The organism is Pseudomonas putida (genome assembly GCF_022627325.1).
GTDB classification, from domain to species: domain Bacteria; phylum Pseudomonadota; class Gammaproteobacteria; order Pseudomonadales; family Pseudomonadaceae; genus Aquipseudomonas; species Aquipseudomonas putida_X.
This window is the reverse complement of the sequence record NZ_JAETZZ010000012.1, coordinates 15233-34028: the sequence shown is the minus strand read 5'-3', so window position 1 is coordinate 34028 and position 18796 is coordinate 15233. Positions and strand designations below refer to the sequence as shown.

General features: G+C 64.6%; 15 protein-coding genes. 5 read left to right on the top strand and 10 right to left on the bottom strand.

Annotation, left to right across the window (positions count from 1 at the left end):
- The first annotated feature begins 52 nt into the window (after positions 1-52).
- A complete protein-coding gene (locus JNA92_RS18905; RefSeq protein WP_241806172.1) occupies positions 53-4954 on the top strand; it encodes an alpha-2-macroglobulin family protein in 4902 nt (1633 codons plus the stop codon).
- 115 nt (positions 4955-5069) lie between these two features.
- Here the strand turns inward: JNA92_RS18905 and JNA92_RS18900 are convergent, their stop codons facing one another.
- Positions 5070-5363, bottom strand: a complete 294-nt coding sequence (locus JNA92_RS18900) for a hypothetical protein (RefSeq protein WP_241806171.1) — start codon at positions 5361-5363, stop codon at positions 5070-5072.
- A gap of 77 nt (positions 5364-5440) precedes the next feature.
- Between JNA92_RS18900 and pbpC the strand changes: the two genes are divergently transcribed.
- Both pbpC and JNA92_RS18890 read left to right on the top strand, forming a co-directional pair.
- Positions 5441-7795 (top strand): peptidoglycan glycosyltransferase PbpC, encoded by a 2355-nt coding sequence (gene pbpC, locus JNA92_RS18895; RefSeq protein ID WP_241806170.1) that lies wholly within the window; start codon positions 5441-5443, stop codon positions 7793-7795.
- A gap of 92 nt (positions 7796-7887) precedes the next feature.
- Positions 7888-9546 carry a ShlB/FhaC/HecB family hemolysin secretion/activation protein gene (locus JNA92_RS18890; RefSeq protein ID WP_241806169.1) on the top strand — a complete coding sequence of 553 codons (1659 nt, stop codon included), beginning with the start codon at positions 7888-7890 and terminating at the stop codon, positions 9544-9546.
- Positions 9547-9608: 62 nt separating this feature from the next.
- Here the strand turns inward: JNA92_RS18890 and JNA92_RS18885 are convergent, their stop codons facing one another.
- The 8 genes from JNA92_RS18885 to JNA92_RS18850 all read right to left on the bottom strand — a co-directional run bounded on the left by JNA92_RS18885 (position 9609) and on the right by JNA92_RS18850 (position 15657).
- Complete coding sequence (locus tag JNA92_RS18885) at positions 9609-10391, bottom strand: response regulator (RefSeq protein WP_431312473.1); 783 nt, start codon at positions 10389-10391, stop codon at positions 9609-9611.
- Between the two features lie 113 nt (positions 10392-10504).
- Positions 10505-10975, bottom strand: coding sequence for an A24 family peptidase (locus JNA92_RS18880; protein ID WP_241806167.1), 471 nt, complete (start codon positions 10973-10975; stop codon positions 10505-10507).
- A 94-nt stretch (positions 10976-11069) separates the two neighbouring features.
- Complete coding sequence (locus tag JNA92_RS18875; protein WP_241806166.1) at positions 11070-11639, bottom strand: DUF4136 domain-containing protein; 570 nt, start codon at positions 11637-11639, stop codon at positions 11070-11072.
- A 19-nt stretch (positions 11640-11658) separates the two neighbouring features.
- Complete coding sequence (locus JNA92_RS18870; RefSeq protein ID WP_241806165.1) at positions 11659-12294, bottom strand: DUF4136 domain-containing protein; 636 nt, start codon at positions 12292-12294, stop codon at positions 11659-11661.
- A 21-nt stretch (positions 12295-12315) separates the two neighbouring features.
- Complete coding sequence (locus JNA92_RS18865) at positions 12316-13065, bottom strand: methyltransferase (protein ID WP_241806164.1); 750 nt, start codon at positions 13063-13065, stop codon at positions 12316-12318.
- Positions 13062-13367 (bottom strand): MazG-like family protein, encoded by a 306-nt coding sequence (locus JNA92_RS18860; RefSeq protein ID WP_241806163.1) that lies wholly within the window; start codon positions 13365-13367, stop codon positions 13062-13064. The genes JNA92_RS18865 and JNA92_RS18860 overlap by 4 nt, the downstream gene beginning before the upstream one ends.
- A gap of 83 nt (positions 13368-13450) precedes the next feature.
- Positions 13451-14302, bottom strand: coding sequence for a MaoC family dehydratase (locus tag JNA92_RS18855; RefSeq protein ID WP_241806162.1), 852 nt, complete (start codon positions 14300-14302; stop codon positions 13451-13453).
- A 2-nt stretch (positions 14303-14304) separates the two neighbouring features.
- Positions 14305-15657: a 3-oxoacyl-ACP reductase gene (locus JNA92_RS18850; protein ID WP_241806161.1), complete on the bottom strand. Its 1353-nt coding sequence runs from the start codon at positions 15655-15657 to the stop codon at positions 14305-14307.
- A 118-nt stretch (positions 15658-15775) separates the two neighbouring features.
- On the opposite strand from JNA92_RS18850, the gene JNA92_RS18845 reads away from it, so the two are divergent.
- Positions 15776-17053 (top strand): acetyl-CoA C-acetyltransferase, encoded by a 1278-nt coding sequence (locus tag JNA92_RS18845; protein ID WP_241806160.1) that lies wholly within the window; start codon positions 15776-15778, stop codon positions 17051-17053.
- A gap of 70 nt (positions 17054-17123) precedes the next feature.
- A complete protein-coding gene (locus JNA92_RS18840) occupies positions 17124-17903 on the top strand; it encodes an AraC family transcriptional regulator (RefSeq protein ID WP_241806159.1) in 780 nt (259 codons plus the stop codon).
- A 55-nt stretch (positions 17904-17958) separates the two neighbouring features.
- On the opposite strand, the gene JNA92_RS26145 is transcribed toward JNA92_RS18840, so the two are convergent.
- Positions 17959-18687 (bottom strand): methyl-accepting chemotaxis protein, encoded by a 729-nt coding sequence (locus JNA92_RS26145; protein ID WP_400629869.1) that lies wholly within the window; start codon positions 18685-18687, stop codon positions 17959-17961.
- Positions 18688-18796: the final 109 nt, after the last annotated feature.

The following is an 18796-nucleotide window of genomic DNA, read 5'->3' as shown; positions in this document are numbered from 1 at the left end:
CGCTATAGTTGCTGCCTTCACGCCTACGCTGCCTATTTAGAGTCCCCACTCCATGTTCAACAAAGGATTGTTGCTGGCCTGCGCGCTGGCCCTGCTCAGTGCCTGTGATTCCTCCACGCCAGACGAACCTGCCGCTACCGAAAAACCGGCGGCAAGCACCGCAGCCGAATCTGCGGCGCCCAAGCCTGAGGACACTGCCGAACTGGCCAAACGCTACGAGGGCCGTGAGCTCAGCGTGCTGGATGTCTCGGAAGTGCAGCTCGACGGCGCCAGTGCCCTCTCGGTCAGTTTTTCCGCGCCGCTGGACGCCAAGCAGGACTTCGCTGCCAAGCTGCATCTGGTCGACACCGTCAAAGGCAAGGTCGACGGTGCCTGGGAGCTTGCCGACAACCACATGGAGCTGCGCCTGCGGCACCTCGAGCCGCAGCGCAAACTGGTGCTGACCGTCGACAAGGGCCTGCTGGCCGTCAACGGCAAGCAGCTTGAAGGCGAGTCGGTGACCCGTCTGGAAACCCGCGACATGCAACCGACCATCGGCTTCGCCAGCCGTGGTTCGCTGCTGCCGACGCGGCTGGCCGAGGGCCTGCCGGTGATTGCCCTGAACGTCGACAAGGTCGATGTCGAGTTTTTCCGGGTCAAGCCGGACATGCTCTCGACCTTCCTGGTCAACTGGGGCCGCAACAGCAGCCTTTACTACTACCAGTCCAAGGAAACCCTGGCCCTGGCCGACCTGGTCTACAGCGGCCGGTTCGACCTCAACCCGGCGCGCAATACCCGCGAGACCGTGTTGCTGCCGATCGCCGGGATCAAGCCGCTGCAGGAGCCGGGCGTGTACCTGGCAGTGATGCGCGCGTCGGGGACCTACGATTATTCGCAGCCGGCGACGTTGTTCACCCTCAGCGACATCGGCGTATCGGCCCACCGCTATCGCGACCGCCTTGACGTGTTTGCCCAAGCCCTGGAGGGCGGCAAGGCGCTCAAGGAGGTAAACCTCGAGCTGCGTGACGACAAGGGCAAGCTGCTGGCCCAGGCCAAGACCGATGGCCAAGGCCATGCCCAACTGCCGCTCACGGCCAAGGCCGATACCCTGATTGCGACCCAGGGTGTGCATACCACACTGCTACGCCTGAACACTGCAGCGCTGGACCTGGCTGAATTCGACATCACCGGCCCGCAGGCAAACCCTCTGCAGTTCTTCATCTTTGGCCCGCGCGACCTGTATCGCCCGGGTGAGACGGTGCTGCTCAACGGCCTGTTGCGCGACCAGGATGGCAAGCCGGTGAAGGCCCAGCCGGTCAGCGTCGAGGTGCGCCGCCCGGATGAGCAGGTCAGCCGCAAGTTTGTCTGGGAGGCCGATGCCAGTGGCCTTTATCAATACCCGTTGCAACTGGCCACAGAAGCGCCGACCGGTCGTTGGCAACTGTTGCTCGACTTGGGAGGGGGGCGCAAGCAGGTCTATGAATTCCTCGTCGAAGACTTCCTCCCTGAACGCCTGGCGCTTGAACTGAAGGGCAGCGGCACACCGCTCTCGCCCGAGCAAACGGCGCAGGTCCAGGTCAATGGCCGTTACCTCTACGGTGCGCCGGCGGCGGGCAATCGGCTGAGCGGGCAGGCGTACGTGCGCCCCCTGCGCGAAGCGGTGCCTGCTTTGCCGGGGTACCAGTTCGGTTCGGTTACCGAAACCGAGCTGAACCAGGATCTGGAGCTGGATGAAGTGACCCTCGATCAGGCCGGCAAGGCCGTGATCGCTATCGAAAGCCGCTGGGCCGAAGCGCGCTCGCCGTTGCAGTTGACCGTCCAGGCCAGCTTGCAGGAGTCCGGTGGGCGACCGATCACCCGTCGTCTCGAACAACCGATCTGGCCCGCCGACCGCCTGCCTGGCCTGCGTGGCGTGTTCGAGGGTGAAGAAACCGACAGCGACGGCCCGGTGGAATTCGAGTTCCTGGTGGCCGACCGTGACGGCAACAAGCTCGCTGCCAGCGGCCTCAAGGTACGGCTGATTCGAGAGCGCCGGGACTACTACTGGAACTACTCGCAAAGCGACGGCTGGAGCTACAACTACAACGAAAAATTCCTCACTCAGAGCGAGGAGCAGGTGAACGTGCAAGCCGGCTCTACCGCCAAGCTGACCTTTCAGGTCGAGTGGGGCCCCTACCGCGTGGAAGTGGAAGACCCGGAGACGGGCCTGGTGTCCAGCCAACGCTTCTGGGCGGGATATCGCGCCCAGGACAATGCCGAAGGCGGCGCAGTGCGCCCTGACCAGGTCAAGCTGGCGCTGGACCAGCCGGCTTACGCTGACGGCGCGACTGCGAAGGTCACGGTAACCCCGCCAGCTGCCGGCAATGGCTACCTGATGATCGAATCCAGTGATGGCCCGCTGTGGTGGCAGGAGATCGATGTGCCCGCCGAAGGCAAGACCTTCGATGTGCAACTGGACAAACAGTGGGCTCGTCACGACCTGTACATCAGTGCCCTGGTGATCCGCCCCGGCGAGCGCAAGGCCAATGCCACGCCCAAGCGCGCCATTGGTGTGTTGCACCTGCCGCTGGGACGCGCCGAGCGCAAACTGGCGGTCAGCCTGCAGGCAGCGGAAAAAATGCGCCCCAAGCAACCCCTGAAGGTCAGGATCAAGGCCACCAATGCCGATGGCAGTATTCCCAAACAGGCGCATGTGCTGCTGTCCGCGGTGGATGTCGGCATCCTCAACATCACCGACTTCAAAACCCCTGACCCCTACGCCAGCCTGTTCGGCCGCAAGGCCTACGGCGCCGACCAGCTGGACATCTATGGCCAACTGATCGAAGCCGGTCAGGGGCGCCTGGCCAGCCTGGCCTTCGGCGGTGACGCCGCCATGGCCAAGGGTGGCAAGCGCCCCAACACGACGGTCACCATCGTTGCCCGGCAGAGTGTGCCGGTGGCCCTGAACGAGCAGGGCGAGGGCGAGGCGAGCGTGGATATTCCCGACTTCAATGGCGAACTGCGCCTGATGGCCCAGGCTTGGACCGAGGACCACTTCGGCATGGCCGAGGGCAAGACCGTGGTGGCGGCCCCGCTGATTGCCGAACTCTCGGCGCCGCGCTTCCTCGCCGGCGGCGACCGCACCAGCCTGGCGCTGGACCTGGCCAACCTTTCCGGCCTGGCCCAGCAGCTGACTGTCGATATCAGCAGCGAAGGGCAGGTGAGCCTAACAGGGGACGCTCAGCAGCGTGTTGCCCTGGCCGAGGGGCAGCGCACCACCCTGATGATCCCGGTGCAGGCGCAGGGTGGCTTGGGCCAGGGCAAGGTGCATGTGCGGGTCAATGGCCTGCAGTTGCCGGGCGAGCCGCAAAACACCTTCGAACGTGAATGGACGCTGGGCGTACGCCCGGCGTATCCGGCCATGCTCAAGCATTACCGTGTGGCCCTCAAGGACCAGCCCTGGACGCTGCCTGAAGCCGACCTGGCAGCATTCGAGCCAGCCGGGCTGGAAGCCCGCCTGGCGCTGTCGAGCCGCCCGCCACTGAACCTGGCCGAGCAGATCCGTGCCCTTGAAGCCTACCCCTACGGTTGCCTGGAGCAGACCACCAGCGGCCTGTACCCTTCGCTGTACGCCGATGCGCAGAGCCTTAAGCGCCTGGGGATCAAGGGCGAGCCGGCCGAGGTGCGCAAGCGCAAGATCGAAATGGGCATCGAACACCTGCTAGGGATGCAGCGTTACAACGGCAGCTTCGGCCTGTGGAGTTCGGACGGCGAGGAGGAGTACTGGTTGAGCGCCTATGTCACCGACTTCCTGCTCAGGGCGCGTGACCAAGGCTACGGGGTGCCGGCCGAGGCGCTGAAAAAAGCCAATGAACGCCTGTTGCGCTACCTGCAGGAGCGTAACCTGATCGAGGTCGACTACAGCGAGAACGCCGAACACACCCGGTTTGCCGTGCAGGCCTACGCTGCGCTGGTACTTTCGCGCAGCCAGCAGGCGCCGCTGGGTGCCTTGCGCAGCCTGTATGAACGGCGCGCCGATGCGCGCTCTGGCCTGCCGCTGGTGCAACTGGCGGTAGCGCTGGACAAGATGGGCGACAAGCCGCGTTCGCAGCAAGCACTGCAAGCGGGCCTGGGTATCAGCCGCAGCAAAGGCTGGATGGCCGATTACGGCAGCAGCCTGCGTGACCAGGCACTGATCCTGGCGTTGCTGCAGGAGAGTGGTCTGGGCAGCAACCAGGTCGATCAGCGGTTGTTCGCGCTGTCTGATGAGCTGGCAGCCAACCGTTGGCTATCGACGCAGGAGCGCAATGCGCTGTACCTGGCCGGACGTGGCTTGCTCGATAGGCCCGAGACCCCGTGGAAGGCGCGCCTGGACAGTGCCGGCGAGGTGCGGGAGTTCAGCAATGCTGACGCTGGCATGAAGCTCGAAGGCCCGCTGTTGGCCTCGCCGCTGAGTGTGCAGAACGAGGGTAGCGAAACGGTCTACCAGCAACTGACCCTCTCGGGCTATCCACGCCAGGCGCCAGCGGCGGGCGGCAACGGCATGCAGATCCGCCGTGAATACCTGGGGATGAACGGCCAGCCACTGGACCTGCACAATTTGCGCAGTGGCGACCTGGTGCTGGTGCATCTGGCGGTCAAGGCCACGGAGCGGGTTCCGGATGCACTGGTGGTCGACCTGTTGCCGGCGGGCCTTGAGCTGGAGAATCAGAACCTGGCGCAGAGCGCTGCCAGCCTGAACAATGCCAGCAGCGCAGTGAAGCAGTGGCGTGAGTCGATGCTCAATGCCGGCGTGGTGCACCAGGAGTACCGTGATGACCGGTACGTGGCAGCGCTCAAGCTTGACGGCTATGGCACCACTCACTTGTTGTACCTGGCACGAGCCGTGACCCCAGGCACCTACCGCATACCGCCCCCGCAAGTGGAGTCCATGTACCGCCCGAACCTCCAGGCGGTTGGCGACGGCCAAGGCGACCTGACGGTTGGGGGGCGCTGACGCGCAGCTACAAGCTGCAAGCTACAAGCTACAAGCTACAAGCAAAGCGGATCGGCGTCGTGCCTACTTTTTCTTGCAGCTTGAAGCTTGCAGCTTGCAGCTTCCGGCTCGCAGCTCAGCGAATGACCCAGCTCATCACCCACAACCCGAGCACCAGCCAGATGATCCCGAGGATGATCGAGGCGCGCATGAAGGCACGGATTGCCGAGTACAGCAGCAGCAGGCCGACGATCAGGGCAAGGATGCTGATCAGTGAGGTGTCCATGCCCAGAGTGCGCGCAAGACCATCGATGAAGTTGCCCCCGGCGTTGGCCAGCAGGTTGAACAAGCCGCTCAACGCATCGACGATGAAGCGGATCAACGAACCCAGTGCCTGGCCAAGCCACTCGAAAAAACCTTCTACATGCATAGTTGCTTCCTGATGTACGAATCGGCGAGTTTGCCGTCCCCAAGCCTTTGGCCATCACCTGGCCCGGTCGGTTCCCGATGCCTAGCTTAGCGCGGCCGCGCCACCGCGCGGCAAGGATCCTGCGCGCCAGCGTGGTGGCGTTGGTGGGGCTGGTCGGCCTGTTGTGGTTGGCTGACCGCATCTGGCCTTTGCCCATGCCGGCAGATGACCTGGCGCGGGTGGTGCTGGCCGAAGACGGTACGCCCTTGTGGCGCTTCGCCGATGCCCAGGGCGTGTGGCGCTACCCGGTCAGCCCGCAAGAGGTTTCGCCTTTGTACCTGCAGGCCCTGCTGACCTACGAGGACCGTTGGTTCTACCACCACCCAGGGGTCAACCCCCTGGCGCTGGTGCGCGCGGCTTGGCTGAACGTGCGCGGTGGGCGTGTTGTTTCAGGTGGCAGCACGCTGTCGATGCAGGTGGCGCGCCTACTCGATCCTCACGACCGCACGCTGGCAGGCAAGCTGCGGCAACTGTGGCGTACGGCGCAGCTGGAATGGCACCTGTCCAAGCAAGACATTCTGCAGATCTACCTCAACCGGGCGCCCTTCGGCGGCACGTTGCAGGGCGTGGCGGCGGCCAGTTGGGCGTACCTCGGCAAGTCGCCGATGCACCTCACACCTGCCGAAGCGGCGCTGCTAGCGGTATTGCCCCAGGCACCCAGCCGGTTGCGCCCGGACCGTCACCCCGCACGCGCCCAGCGTGCCCGGGACAAGGTGCTGCAGCGCCTGGGCGAGTATCAGGTATGGCCCGCCTGGCAGATCAAGGAAGCTGCCGAAGAAGCGTTGTTGTTGGCCCCGCGTCACGAGCCAGCCCTGGCACCACTACTGGCGCGCCGGCTGAACACTCCCGGTAGCCCGCCATTGATCCGCACCACGCTCGATGCCTCGTTGCAACGGCGCCTGGAAGACCTGCTGCTGGGCTGGCGTGCTCGCTTGCCCGAGCGTACTTCTGCAGCCGTGCTGGTGGTGGATGCGCACAGCATGGCCGTGCGCGCCTACCTGGGCTCGATCGACCTTGCCGATGAGCGCCGTTTCGGCCACGTCGACATGGTCCACGCCTTGCGCTCACCAGGCTCGACCCTCAAGCCGTTCCTCTATGGCATGGCCCTGGACGACGGCCTGATCCATTCCGAATCGCTGCTGCAGGATGTGCCGCGTCGCTATGGTGATTACCGGCCTGGCAACTTCTCGATGGGGTTCAGCGGCCCGGTCTCGGCCAGTTCGGCGCTGGCCTTGTCGCTGAACCTGCCGGCGGTGCAGTTGCTCGAAGCGTACGGGCCCAAGCGCTTTGCCGCGCAACTGCGCATGGCCGGTATGCCGCTGGCGCTGCCGCCATTGGCCGAGCCTAACCTGTCGTTGATCCTCGGTGGCGCAGGCAGCCGCCTGGAGGAACTGGTGGGTGGTTATGCGGCATTGGCCCGCGGCGGCAACAGTGCGCGGGTGCGTTTGCAACCGCAGGACCCACTGCTGGAGCGGCGCCTGCTGTCGCCGGGGGCGGCGTGGATCATCCGGCGGATTCTCAGCGGCCAGGCGCGACCGGACCGTGATCCGCACGCGCAGTGGCTGCAGCGCCCACAGTTGGCCTGGAAAACCGGTACCAGCTATGGCTTTCGCGATGCCTGGTCGATCGGCGTGGGGCCGCGTTACCTGATTGGCGTGTGGATTGGCCGGCCCGACGGCACGCCAGTACCCGGCCAGTTCGGCCTGGCCTCGGCAGCGCCGCTGATGCTGCAGATTCACGACCTGCTGACCAACCGCGATAGCCAGCGGGGCCTTGGCGTGCCGGTCGAGCACGTGCCTGCCAGCATTGGCGTGGCCGCGATCTGCTGGCCGCTGGGCCAGCCAATGAGCCGGCAAGACCCCAACTGCAGGCGCCAGCGCTTCGCCTGGACCCTGGACGGCACCACTCCGCCGACTCTGCAGGCAGCCGATCAACCGCTTGGGCTGGGTTTGCATGAGCAGGTCTGGGTCAACGCGCAGGGGCTGCGGGTGGATGGCACTTGCCCGGATGCCCACGCGCGCGATATAGCCCTTTGGCCAGCCCCGCTCGAGCCTTGGCTGGCGCGGGTCGAGCGGCGTGCGGCGCGGTTGCCGGCCGTGGACCCAAGCTGCCCGCCGCAGGTGCCTGCCACAGCACCGCCCCTATCGATCGTCGGTGTACGCCCAGGCGACAACCTGCGCCGCCCGGCCACCAGTAGCGAGCCGTTGCAACTGCAGGTTTCGGCCCTGGGTGGGGGTGGGCGACGCTGGTGGTTCCTCAACGGCCAGCCCCTTGGCCAGACCGAGGGGCAGGGCAGCATGCGGGTACGCTTCGAACAGGCTGGGCAGAATGAGCTCAGCGCACTCGATGAGAGCGGTGAAACTGCGCGGGTGGCATTTCAGGTCAGCGAGTAACCGTTCGACGTTTAGCGGGGCAGCACCTACGCTTGCTGGTGATGGGTGTGGCCGGCCGACGCCCCGGCGCCCAAGGGATTGTGGAGCGTCCTATGCGTCTTGCGGTCGTGCCCCCGTTGCTGCTGACCTGGGCCAGCCTGGCCCTCGCCGAGCCGTTGCCGGCGTTTCTCGACACCCAGGAATACGAGCGCCGTCTGCCGACCGCCAACCTGCCGGTGGATACCTATCGCCCCGTGACACCGGCGCTGCAGGTCGTGTTACCCACTGCCCCCACCCGCGTGCCGTCAGAAGCCCGATTCGTACTGCACAAGGTGCGCTTCGAAGGCGGTACGGTTTACCCGCTGAGTGAATTGCGTGAGCACTATCAAGCATTGATCGGGCACCAGATATCCGTGGGCGATCTGCAGCAATTCACTGAGCGGCTGACCCAGCGTTACCAGCATGATGGCTACCCGCTGTCGTATGCCTACCTGCCACCTCAGGACTTTGCCGAGGGCCGTGTGCAGGTGGTGCTGGTGGAAGGGTACATCAAAGAATATGAGCTGCTGGGTGATGTCGGCCCTTCTGCGCTCCACCTCAAGCAGATGACAGCACGCCTGCTGGCCGAGCGGCCACTGACCCAGGAGACGCTCGAGCGCTATGTCGGCGCGGCGCAGCGGATACCGGGTATCAATGTGGAGGCGGAGGTGGTGGTAGGGCGCGCCCCTGAAGAGGCAAACCGTCTGAGGGTACGTGCATGGCACAGCCCCGTTGATGCTGGCGTGACCCTGAGTGACGGCAGCCGCGGGGGGCCGCAGGCGCTGTTCAAACTCGCCAGCAATGGCCAGACGCGCTTTGCCGAGCAACTGGCTGCGAGCTTTCTGCTGTCGGCAGGTGGCGACCACGTTGAGTACCAGCGCCTGGATTACAGCCAGCCTCTGGACGCTCAGGGCAGCCAATTGCTGTTAGCCGTAGCGCGGTACCGCAGCGAGCCGCGTACACGCGTGCGCCTGGATCACGGTGCCGACATCGATCAGCGGCTCGAGAGCGAGCGTTATTCGGTCGGCCTCGGCCAGCCGCTGATGATTGCGCCGAACGAATGGGTGAACGTGGCCGGGCGTTTCTATTCGGTCGGGGAGCACATCGAGTATCGGTCGGGCGGCTTACCCGAGTACGACTCCTCTGTTCGCGCGCTGTCATTTGAAGGCGATTGGCGCAAGGCTGACCTGCGTCGCCTGCGCATCGTCAGTGCCGGTGTCTACCAGGGCATGGACTATCTGGGGGCGCGCAGCGATGCGGACTACGACATGGACTTTCTGCGCTTTCGAATCGCTGGGCTGCAGAGCGACCAACTGTCTGACAACTGGCAGAGCGTGGTGTCGGCCGCAGTGCACTGGAGTGACGACAGGCTGCCCGAAAGTGAGCGGGCGGCGTTTGGCGGGCAGCATTTCGGCCGCGGCTACCCAAGCGACCAGGCTGCGGGTGACAAGGGCTGGGGTGTGGCTTACGAGCTCAACTACAGCATCAGGCCTGGCCGTGCCTGGTTGCAGCGGGTGCAGCCCTATGCGGTACTCGATGCAGCGCACGCCTGGTACAACGGCGGGCCTTTCGAGGATGCGCACCTCAGTTCGTTAGCGCTGGGCGTGCGCCTGGCAGGTGGGCGGTATGGCAATGTGGCGCTGGAGGTCGCCAAGCCGCTGGCGGATGTGGCACTGGACAGCCTGAACCGTGGGCCGCGGCTGATGCTGAGTGTCAGCTATCAGTTGGATTGAGCCACCGGCTTTAGGCCCTATCGACGATTTGCCGGTAATAGGGCCTGTGAAGGCAGCTTCACTCAGTGGGTGGTGAAGCGCAGGTGCACCGGCGACGAGCTGGGTGTCAGTGCCAGCGCCAGTTGCGTGCGGTTGTGCATATGGGTCAGCCGCAACACTTGCGACACATAAAGTTTAACGGTGTTTTCGGTAATCCCGAGTTCACAGGCAATCTGGTAGTTGGTCTTGCCTTTGCTCACCAGCCGCGCCACTTCCAGCTGGCGTGGTGAGAGCTTCTCGAACGCGGCAGGCAGGTCGCTCTCACCCTCTTCCACATCGCTGGCGCGGCGGTGAACGCCCTGGCCCCGAGCTTTTTCCAGGTCCTGGTAAAGTTCATCGATGCAGCCAGCCAAGTCTTGCAAGCGTTTGTTGAGACTGCCCAAATCCTGGAAGTTGGATCTGCGCTCCAGCAAAACCTGCTCCTGGCGACGCACGCCTTCCAGCAGTTCGTCGAGGTCCACGGGTTTTTGGTAGTAATCCGTGAAGCCTTCGCGCAGCGCACGAATCACGTCCTGCTTGTCGGCGCGGCCAGTGAGCATGATCGCTTCGAACACGCGCTGGCGCCCGGCAATTTCTTTCAGCTCGCGCATCAGTTCAATGCCATCGCGCTCGGGCATGTGCAGGTCGCACAACACCAGGCCAATGGCTTCATCTGCCGCATAGCGCTCGATGGCTTCGTCTGTCGAATGCGCGGCCACGCAATGATGGCCCTGACTTTCAAGATACTCACACAGCTGTTCGACGATCAGCGGCTGGTCATCAACCACCAGAACCTTCACCTCACTGAATGACTTGGTCACGATCACCTCCCTGTTCCTAAGCGGCCCTGCTCCCGGGCCAGACGCTCTGGCAGCTTAACCATAGACGCTGCTGGCGAACCTGTACAACGCATGTACAAGTATTCGGACAACGGGATTGATCATTGGATCCACACCGCGGTGAGCAGAAAGCCAGCCAGCACATAGGGCACGAAGGCTTGTTTGTCGCCCATTTGTTCGGTGAGTGCCTGCAACCTCTTCTTCACCTTCGGGTTGAACAAGGTCCACAGGCGCCGGCGAGTCAGCAGCCAGAGCAACACGCTGACGCCTGCACCGATAAAGGTCCCGAGCACATATTCATGGCTGGTCGCCAACGCCAGGGCGCCCATGAGCTTGACGTCGTCAGCGCCGAAGCGGCCGAGCATGTAGCCTGGCAAGGTCAATAGCATGACGATGGCCAAGGCCCAGCCGGCGTCGCTGGCCTCGGCGCCAATCCAGGTGTGGCCGGTGAAGAACAGCCAGACCAAGGCACCCGCTGCTACCCCCAAGGTCAGGACGTCGGCGATCTGGCGTTCGCGAATATCCTGTTCAGTGCACAAGGCAAGCCACATCAGCAGAACAATGCTTTGCATTGGCAGGTCGATCCTTATTCGTTGAACACGTCTACCCGTTCATCAAGGGTTATCAACAGGGTAGACGCGATCTGACGAGCGGGCTATGCGATGCTCATTTGGCCCTGCCTGGCGGGTAGTTGCCCAGTACCTGGCTCACCGTCTTCTGGATGGCGCTGTTGCGCTCCTCAGGGCTGGGCGGGTAATTGTTCATGATCTGCTCTGCACTGCCGCGCCAGACCAGCTTGCCGTCACGGCCATCGAACATGTCGACCTGGATGGTCGCCACCTTGTAATCGACGCTACGGGTTTCGTTGTACATCGGCCCGCCCCAATAGCCCCCCCAATAGCCGCCCCAGCCACCGCCGTAGTTGGTGGTGATCTGCTGCTGGCGTTGCTCGACGATCAGATAAGCACGGACCTTGACGTCAGGCTGGGCACTGCCTTGGGCCGGGCGCAGGCCGCGCTGGTCGAGCTGGTCGGCGACGGCCTGGCGGATTCGCTGTTCGGTAAGGTCGCTCTTGATGCGCGGGTCATCCGGGCGGTAGTGCAGGGCCGGCTCTTGCCATGCCCAGCTGCGGTACGCGGCAAAGTCTCGGCTGGCGTCGAAATCCTGCTGGACGTTGTTGCTCGAGCAGGCGGCAAGCAACAGTACCAATGACAGTAGAACGAAGCGACGCATCATGATGGTTCTCCGTTAGGCATTAACTGGGAGGATAGCCGCTGAGCGCCTTGTGTACCGATTCGCGCAAGGCGCTTTCGCGGTCACGTGGCGAGCTTTTGTCGCTGCCGCTTTCAGCACTCGCGCTCCACACCGGCTGGCCGTTGCGAGCGTCGAACAGATCGATGCGCACCACCATCACCTCAACTTCGTAGGTGCGTACGATCGGCACGCTGCCATAGGCGCCATAACCGTTGCGGTAGCCGCCGAAACCGACACTGCCATAGGGGGACGGGCCGTAGTAGGGGTCGTAGTAGTCATAGTCGCGTACCTGGCGCAAACGCCGCTCCAGGCGCATGTCGGCACTGACCAGCAAGTCGCCGGTCGCGCCCCGGGCTGGGCGCAGCCCATGCTGGTCGAGGGCACCACTGACGGCATCGGCCAGTTGCCCCGGGTCGGCGTCGGCAGTGCCGCTTGGCAACTGGCCGTTGCGCCAGCTCCAGCTGCGGTAACGGCCATAGTCACGCGGTGGGGCAGGGTAGGCACTGGCGTCGAAGGTGGTGGCTGCCTGCGCGGGCGCCGGTGGCAAGGGGCGGCTGCTGGCAACGTACGGGTTGCTGCCCTGACAGGCGCTGAGGGCAAGCGGCAGCAAGGCCAGGTACAACAGGCGGTACGGCATGAGGTCCTCCCGGCGGGCAGGTCAGCGAGGGCGGCACATCCAGTGCAGGTAGCGACCAAGCCCGGCAAAGCTTGGGTGGCGGCGGTGGGCCAGTTCCATTTCCAGCAGGTCGAGCATCTGCGCCTTGGCCTGGAACTCCCTGGGCATGTAGTCGTGGAACACTCGCACGCCACTCTCGGTTTCGACCTGCCATAGAGGATCAAGTTGCACCTTGAGCTCACGCGGATCAAGCGGTTTCTGCGGGGTGAGGCTCTGTTTTTCACCTTCCAGGCGGTTGCTGCGCAACTTGCGGAAATGGCCCTTGAGCAGGTTGCGATAAACCAGCGCATCCCGGTTGTAGAAGGCCAGGGACAACCAACCGCCGGGCGCGGTCAGCTGGTGCAGCACGGGAAGGATGCTCTCTGGCTCGGCCAGCCATTCGAGCACGGCGTGGCACAGCACCAGATCGTAGGGCTCGGTGAGCTGACCGAGCAGGTCCTGCCATGGCGCCTGGATGAAGGTGGCGGTCTGGCCGGCATCGGCAAAGCGCGTGCGGGCACCTTCGAGCATGGGTGCGGCCGGTTCGGCCAGGGTCAGGTGGTGACCGCGTTCGGCCAGCCATAACGCCATGTGGCCGAGCCCTGCGCCGATGTCGAGCACCCGTAGCGGGCGGTCTGGGAGGGTTTCGGCCAGGTCGGCCTGCAGCACGGCCAGGCGGATAGCGCCCTTGGCGCCACCGTAGATTTTCTCGGCGAAGCGGGTGGCCAGTTCATCGAAGTGACGGTCGTTCATCGCGCGAAGCGCCTTTCGGTGTCGGCCAGCTTGGCCCGTACCACCTGCTCCATGTCCAGGCCCAGTTCGCTGCACAGCAGCAGTAGGTAGAGGACGACGTCACCTACCTCCTGGCCGGCGTGGGCGAGTTTGTCCGCAGGCAGCTGGCGCGATTCGTCCTCGCTGAGCCATTGGAAGATTTCCACCAGCTCGGCCATTTCCACACTGGCCGCCATGGCCAGGTTCTTCGGGCTGTGGAAGCCGCGCCAGTCGTTGTTGTCACGGATCTGGTGCAGGCGTTGAGTGAGTTCTTGCAGGTTCATCGCGGGTCTCCTAGTGCCGCATAGCTTCCGTGCAGCCCCAACGCAAAGCAAGAGGATTCAGGGGCCACGGTAGCCTGTGGCCTTCACAGCGCCCCCCAGCGCCCGACCATATGCAGCAGCTGGCCATGCCCATCCAGGCGCAGTTCCCCGGCAGGGCCGGCCGCGCTGGCGCTCAATACCACCTCCGAGGGCAGCCGCACGGGTTTGCGGAAATCCACCTCAAAGGCATATCCGCTGTCTGGCAGGTGCCCGCGCAGCGCTGCCAGCGCCATGGCTTTGCTCCACATGCCATGGGCGATCGCCTTGGGGAAGCCGAACAGCCGGGCACTGGTGGCGCTCAGGTGAATCGGGTTGTAGTCGCCACAGACTTTGGCGTAGCGCCGGCCGATATCGCTGTCGGCGTACCAGCGGGTCGCTTCAGGCAACGGCTGGGGTTCGCTTTCCTCTCGCTCTTCGGGCTGCCCTTCACGTTTCAAACCGCGCACCAGCATCCGGCTGGTTTCGCGCCATATCAGGCCTAAGCCATCTTCGGCTTCGGTGATCAGGTCGAATGTGCCGCCCTTGGCATGTGGCTGCAGGTTGTCGGCATAGACCGCAAAGTGCAGCCCGTCGATGCCACCCAGGGGGCGCAGCACCTCGATGCGGTTATGCAGGTGTACCAGGCCCAGCAGCGGGAAGGGGAAGTTGTCGGCGGTCAGCAACTGCAACTGCAGGGTGAACGCCATGATGTGGGGGTAGGTGCCCGGCAAGCGGGCGTCATCGGTGAAGTGGCAAAGATGCCGGTACGCTGCGAGATTGCCGTGCTGCACGCGCATGAAGCAGCGCAGGCCATCGGCTGGCAGCGCCTGGCCGCTGATCTTGCGTTTGCTGGCAGCGCGCAGATAGAGGCTTGCGCGTGAGTCGGGGCTGTTCAGGTCGTGCCAAGGGCGGTTCATGGTCACGCTCCCATCAATGCCTGGCCACAGACCCGCAGCACTTGGCCATTGACCGCGCCGGAGCCGGGCTGACTGAGCCAGGCGATGGCCTCGGCGACATCCTGAGGGCGACCGCCCTGGCCCAGCGAACTCAGGCGCCGCCCGGCTTCGCGCAGGCCCATGGGCATGGCGGCGGTCATGTGCGTCTCGATGAAACCGGGGGCCACGGCATTGATGCTGCCACCTTGCGCGCCAAGCTTCGGCGCCCAGGCCTGGGCAAAACCGATCAGCCCGGCCTTGCTTGCGGCATAGTTGGCCTGGCCGCGGTTGCCGGCGATGCCGCTGACCGAAGCCAGCAGCGTGATGCGTGCGGCCGCCCCCAGCGCGCCGCCTGCATACAGTGCCTGGGTCAGTACCTGGGGTGCCTTGAGATTGACCGCCATCACCGCGTCCCAGTAGTCAGGGGTCATGTTGGCGAGGGTCTTGTCTTTGGTGATGCCGGCGTTGTGCACGACGATGTCGATGCCGCCGGGCAAGGCCTGGAGCAGCAACTCAGCGGCGTCGCTGGCGCAGATGTCCAGGCCCAGCGCCTTGCCGCCCAGGCGGGCGGCGAGGGCATCGAGGTCTTGTTGGGCCTGCGGCACGTCCAGCAGCATCACCTCGGCACCATCACGCGCCAAGGTTTCGGCAATGGCTGCGCCGATCCCGCGCGCAGCACCGGTGATCAGTGCCCGGCGCCCGGCCAGCGGCCGCGTCCAGTCTTCGACCTCGCTGGCACAGGCTTGCAAGCGCAGCACCTGGCCGGAAATGAACGCACTCTTGGGTGACAGAAAGAAGCGCAAGGCGCCTTCGAGCTGGCTGTCGGCAGCTTCATCCAGGTACAACAGCTGCGCCGTCCCACCGTTGCGCAGCTCCTTGGCCAGCGAGCGGCTGAAGCCTTCCAGGGCACGCTGGGCGACGCTGGCCAGCGGGTCGTCGATGCCTTCCGGAGGGCGCCCGAGTATGACCACATGGGCGCAGGGCGCCAGGCTGCGCAGCAACGGCTGGAAGAATTCGCGCAACTGCTTCAGCTCATCGCTGTCGGACAGATGACTGGCATCGAATACCACCGCCTTGAGCTTGGGCCCCAGGCCCGCCACCCATGCCGGCGCCTGCAGGCTTGCGCCATTGAAGCTGTAGCATTCGCTGGTCAGGCGGGGAGCGATGGCTTCGACCTGATTTGCCAAAGGCCCTCCGCCGATCACCAACGCACCTTCCACGGGGCGTAGGCGGCCTGCCTGCCAGCGTTCCAGCGGTGCCGGGTGTGGCAGCCCGACGGCATCGATGAGGCGGCGGCCGAGGTTGGAGTTGGCAAAGTCGAGATAGCGGTCGCTCATGTGCGGGTCTCCCTGAAGGCAAGCATTGAAGTGTGGACCAACTTTGTAGGAAGGTCGTTCGAATGCGGCAAAAACACCTAGGCTGTTCGGATCGAGATGTTTCAGGAGGAATCTACGCATGCGTTCACTTCGCCGGGTCGCGATTCTGGGCGGCAACCGAATACCTTTCGCCCGCTCCAACGGCACCTACGCCACTGTCAGCAACCAGGCCATGCTCACGGCCACGCTGGAGGGGCTGACAGAGCGGTACCGCCTGCACGGTTTGCACCTGGGTGAAGTCGTGGCCGGTGCGGTGCTCAAGCATTCTCGCGACATGAGCCTGACGCGCGAATGTGTGCTGGGTTCGCGGCTCTCGCCACAGACGCCGGCCTACGATATTCAGCAGGCTTGCGGCACCGGGCTGGAGGCGGCCTTGCTGGTGGCCAACAAGATTGCCCTTGGGCAGATCGACAGCGGTATCGCCGGTGGCGTCGACACCACTTCCGATGCCCCGATCGGGGTCAATGAGGGGCTGCGGCGCATCTTGCTGCAGGCCAACCGTGGCAAGACCCTGGGCGAGCGGCTAAAGCCGTTCCTGCAACTGCGCCCGGGGCATCTGAAGCCCGAGCTGCCGCGCAATGGCGAGCCGCGTACCGGGTTGTCGATGGGCGAGCATTGCGAGCGCATGGCCCAGGCCTGGCAGATCGACCGCGCCGAGCAGGACGCGTTGGCGCTGCTTAGCCATCAGCATCTGGCAGCGGCCTATGCCGAGGGTTGGCAGGATGACCTGCTGACACCCTTTCTGGGCCTCACGCGCGACAACAACCTGCGGCCGGACTTGACCCTCGAGCAGTTGAGCAAGCTCAAGCCCGCCTTCGACCGCAGCGGCGTGGGCACACTCACAGCGGGCAACTCCACACCGCTGACCGATGGTGCGTCGCTGGTGCTGCTGGGCACGGAGGAGTGGGCGCAGGCACAGGGCCTGCCGGTGCTGGCCTATCTGGTCGATGGCGAGACGGCTGCGGTGGACTTCGTCAAAGGGCAGGAAGGGCTGCTGATGGCGCCGGCCTATGCTGTGCCGCGGCTTCTGGCGCGCAATGGCCTTAGCCTTCAGGACTTCGATTATTACGAGATCCATGAGGCATTCGCTGCCCAGGTGCTGTGCACGCTCAAGGCCTGGGAGAGTGCCGAGTACTGCCGCGAGCGGCTGGGGCTGGAGGCGCCGCTGGGCGCGATCGATCGGAGCAAGCTCAACGTCAAGGGCAGTTCATTGGCGGCAGGGCACCCGTTCGCGGCGACCGGGGGGCGGATCCTGGCCAACCTGGCCAAACTGCTGGCGACGGCGGGGAAGGGGCGCGGCTTGATTTCGATCTGCGCGGCGGGCGGGCAGGGGGTGACAGTGATCGTCGAGCGGTGACCGCCTGCAGGGCTGCAGGGTGCCTGTGGCCGGTGTTAGGCTTGTCTGGTCAGAACCACAAGAACTCACTATGCCGAGTATCGGACACCCCCGCGCCATTCCAGCCCTGGTCCATTTGCCCAGGCCGCTCTATGCCCGTGCTGAAAGCCTGGGCGCTGGCTCCTGGACCACTCGCCACAGCCACGACTGGGTGCAGTTTTCCTATGCGATCAGCGGTGTGCTGGGTGTCTACACGCGTGATGGCAGCTATTTCGCCCCACCGCAGTGGGGTGTGTGGATTCCTGCCGACGCTGAACACGAAGTGGTGACGTCCGGACGGGCGGAAATGCGCAGCCTGTACATTCGCCGCGACGCTTGCCCTTGGGCTTCGGCGCAGTGCCGGGTGTTGGAAGTGACACCGCTGGCGCGTGAGTTGATCAAGCAGTTCTGTGTTTTCCCACCGCACTATCCCGAAGGCGATAGCGTCGAAGGCCGCTTGGTCTCGGTACTGCTCGACCAGCTTCGTACTTTGCCTGAAGTGGGGTTCTCCCTGCCGCTGCCCCGGCATGCCGGCTTGCTGGCGCTGTGCAACAGCTTGATTGCCGCGCCGGATCAGGTGCAAACCTTGCAGCAGTGGGCCGGCCAATTGCAGTGCTCGGAAAAGACCCTGATGCGCCTTTTTCAGCGCGAGACGGGGTTGAGCTTTCGTAACTGGCGTCAACGCATGCGGTTATTGTCGTCACTGGCGTTGCTGGAGACGGGGGCGAGTGTGACAGACGCGGCGCTGGGCTGCGGCTATGACTCGACGTCGGCCTACATCGCCGCCTTCAAGCAATTGTTTGGCTCGACACCGGGTGAGTTGACGTTGTAGCGGGGGGCCGGCCTCTTCTTGGGGAATCTGCGAAGAGGCCGGTGCAGCCTGCCGGTCAGGTGCGGAAGCGTCGTACCAGCGAATCCAGCTCATTGGACAACCCGGCCAGGCTTTCCGAGTCCTGCCGCGCCGCCTGCGCCAGGTCGGCCACCAACTGCGCATCACCGTGGATCTGGCTGATATGGCGGTTGATGTCTTCGGCAACCTGGTGCTGTTCTTCTGCCGCGGTGGCGATTTGCGTGTTCATGTCGCGGATGATGTCCACCGACTCGCGTATCTGGCCAAAGCTGTCGCGGGCCAGGCCAATGCGGTTGACCGACTGCTGCGACACTTCCAGGCTGGCATGCATCTGCTCGGCCACTTCGGCGGTACGGCTGGCCAGGTTGCCAAGCAGCCCATCGATTTCAGCCGTCGAGTCGGCGGTGCGCTTGGCCAGCGCCCGGACCTCGTCGGCCACTACCGCAAACCCGCGGCCCTGTTCGCCGGCGCGGGCGGCTTCGATCGCGGCATTGAGCGCCAGCAGGTTGGTCTGTTCGGCAATCGAGCGAATGGTACCGAGGATCGACTGAATGGCATTGCTGTCGCGCTCCAATTGCTGGATCGACTGGGCCGACTGCTCGATCTCCTGGCTCAGCCGGTCGACACTGTTGACGGCCGCATCGATCTGCTGCTGGCCTTCGCGGGCCTGTTGCTGGCCGCTGTCGGCCGACTGCGCGGCCTGGCTGCAGGAGCGGGCAACTTCGTTGGCGGTGGCGACCATTTCGTGGAATGCGGTGGACACCATGTCCACTGCTTCGCGCTGGCGCCCGGCGGCCTCGGCCATGTCGCTGGAGACCTGAGTGGAGCTGGTGGAGGTGCTGAGGATCTTGCTCGCCGCCGAGCCGATATGCTGG

Excerpts from the sequence above, each read along its gene's own strand:
- JNA92_RS18905 (WP_241806172.1), top strand. The coding sequence starts at position 53 with ATGTTCAACAAAGGATTGTTGCTGGCCTGCGCGCTGGCCCTGCTCAGT.
- JNA92_RS18900 (WP_241806171.1), bottom strand. The coding sequence starts at position 5,363 with ATGCATGTAGAAGGTTTTTTCGAGTGGCTTGGCCAGGCACTGGGTTCG.
- pbpC (WP_241806170.1), top strand. The coding sequence starts at position 5,441 with ATGCCTAGCTTAGCGCGGCCGCGCCACCGCGCGGCAAGGATCCTGCGC.
- JNA92_RS18890 (WP_241806169.1), top strand. The coding sequence starts at position 7,888 with ATGCGTCTTGCGGTCGTGCCCCCGTTGCTGCTGACCTGGGCCAGCCTG.
- JNA92_RS18880 (WP_241806167.1), bottom strand. The coding sequence starts at position 10,975 with ATGCAAAGCATTGTTCTGCTGATGTGGCTTGCCTTGTGCACTGAACAG.
- JNA92_RS18875 (WP_241806166.1), bottom strand. The coding sequence starts at position 11,639 with ATGATGCGTCGCTTCGTTCTACTGTCATTGGTACTGTTGCTTGCCGCC.
- JNA92_RS18870 (WP_241806165.1), bottom strand. The coding sequence starts at position 12,294 with ATGCCGTACCGCCTGTTGTACCTGGCCTTGCTGCCGCTTGCCCTCAGC.
- JNA92_RS18865 (WP_241806164.1), bottom strand. The coding sequence starts at position 13,065 with ATGAACGACCGTCACTTCGATGAACTGGCCACCCGCTTCGCCGAGAAA.
- JNA92_RS18860 (WP_241806163.1), bottom strand. The coding sequence starts at position 13,367 with ATGAACCTGCAAGAACTCACTCAACGCCTGCACCAGATCCGTGACAAC.
- JNA92_RS18855 (WP_241806162.1), bottom strand. The coding sequence starts at position 14,302 with ATGAACCGCCCTTGGCACGACCTGAACAGCCCCGACTCACGCGCAAGC.
- JNA92_RS18850 (WP_241806161.1), bottom strand. The coding sequence starts at position 15,657 with ATGAGCGACCGCTATCTCGACTTTGCCAACTCCAACCTCGGCCGCCGC.
- JNA92_RS18845 (WP_241806160.1), top strand. The coding sequence starts at position 15,776 with ATGCGTTCACTTCGCCGGGTCGCGATTCTGGGCGGCAACCGAATACCT.
- JNA92_RS18840 (WP_241806159.1), top strand. The coding sequence starts at position 17,124 with ATGCCGAGTATCGGACACCCCCGCGCCATTCCAGCCCTGGTCCATTTG.
- JNA92_RS26145 (WP_400629869.1), bottom strand. The coding sequence starts at position 18,687 with ATGGTGTCCACCGCATTCCACGAAATGGTCGCCACCGCCAACGAAGTT.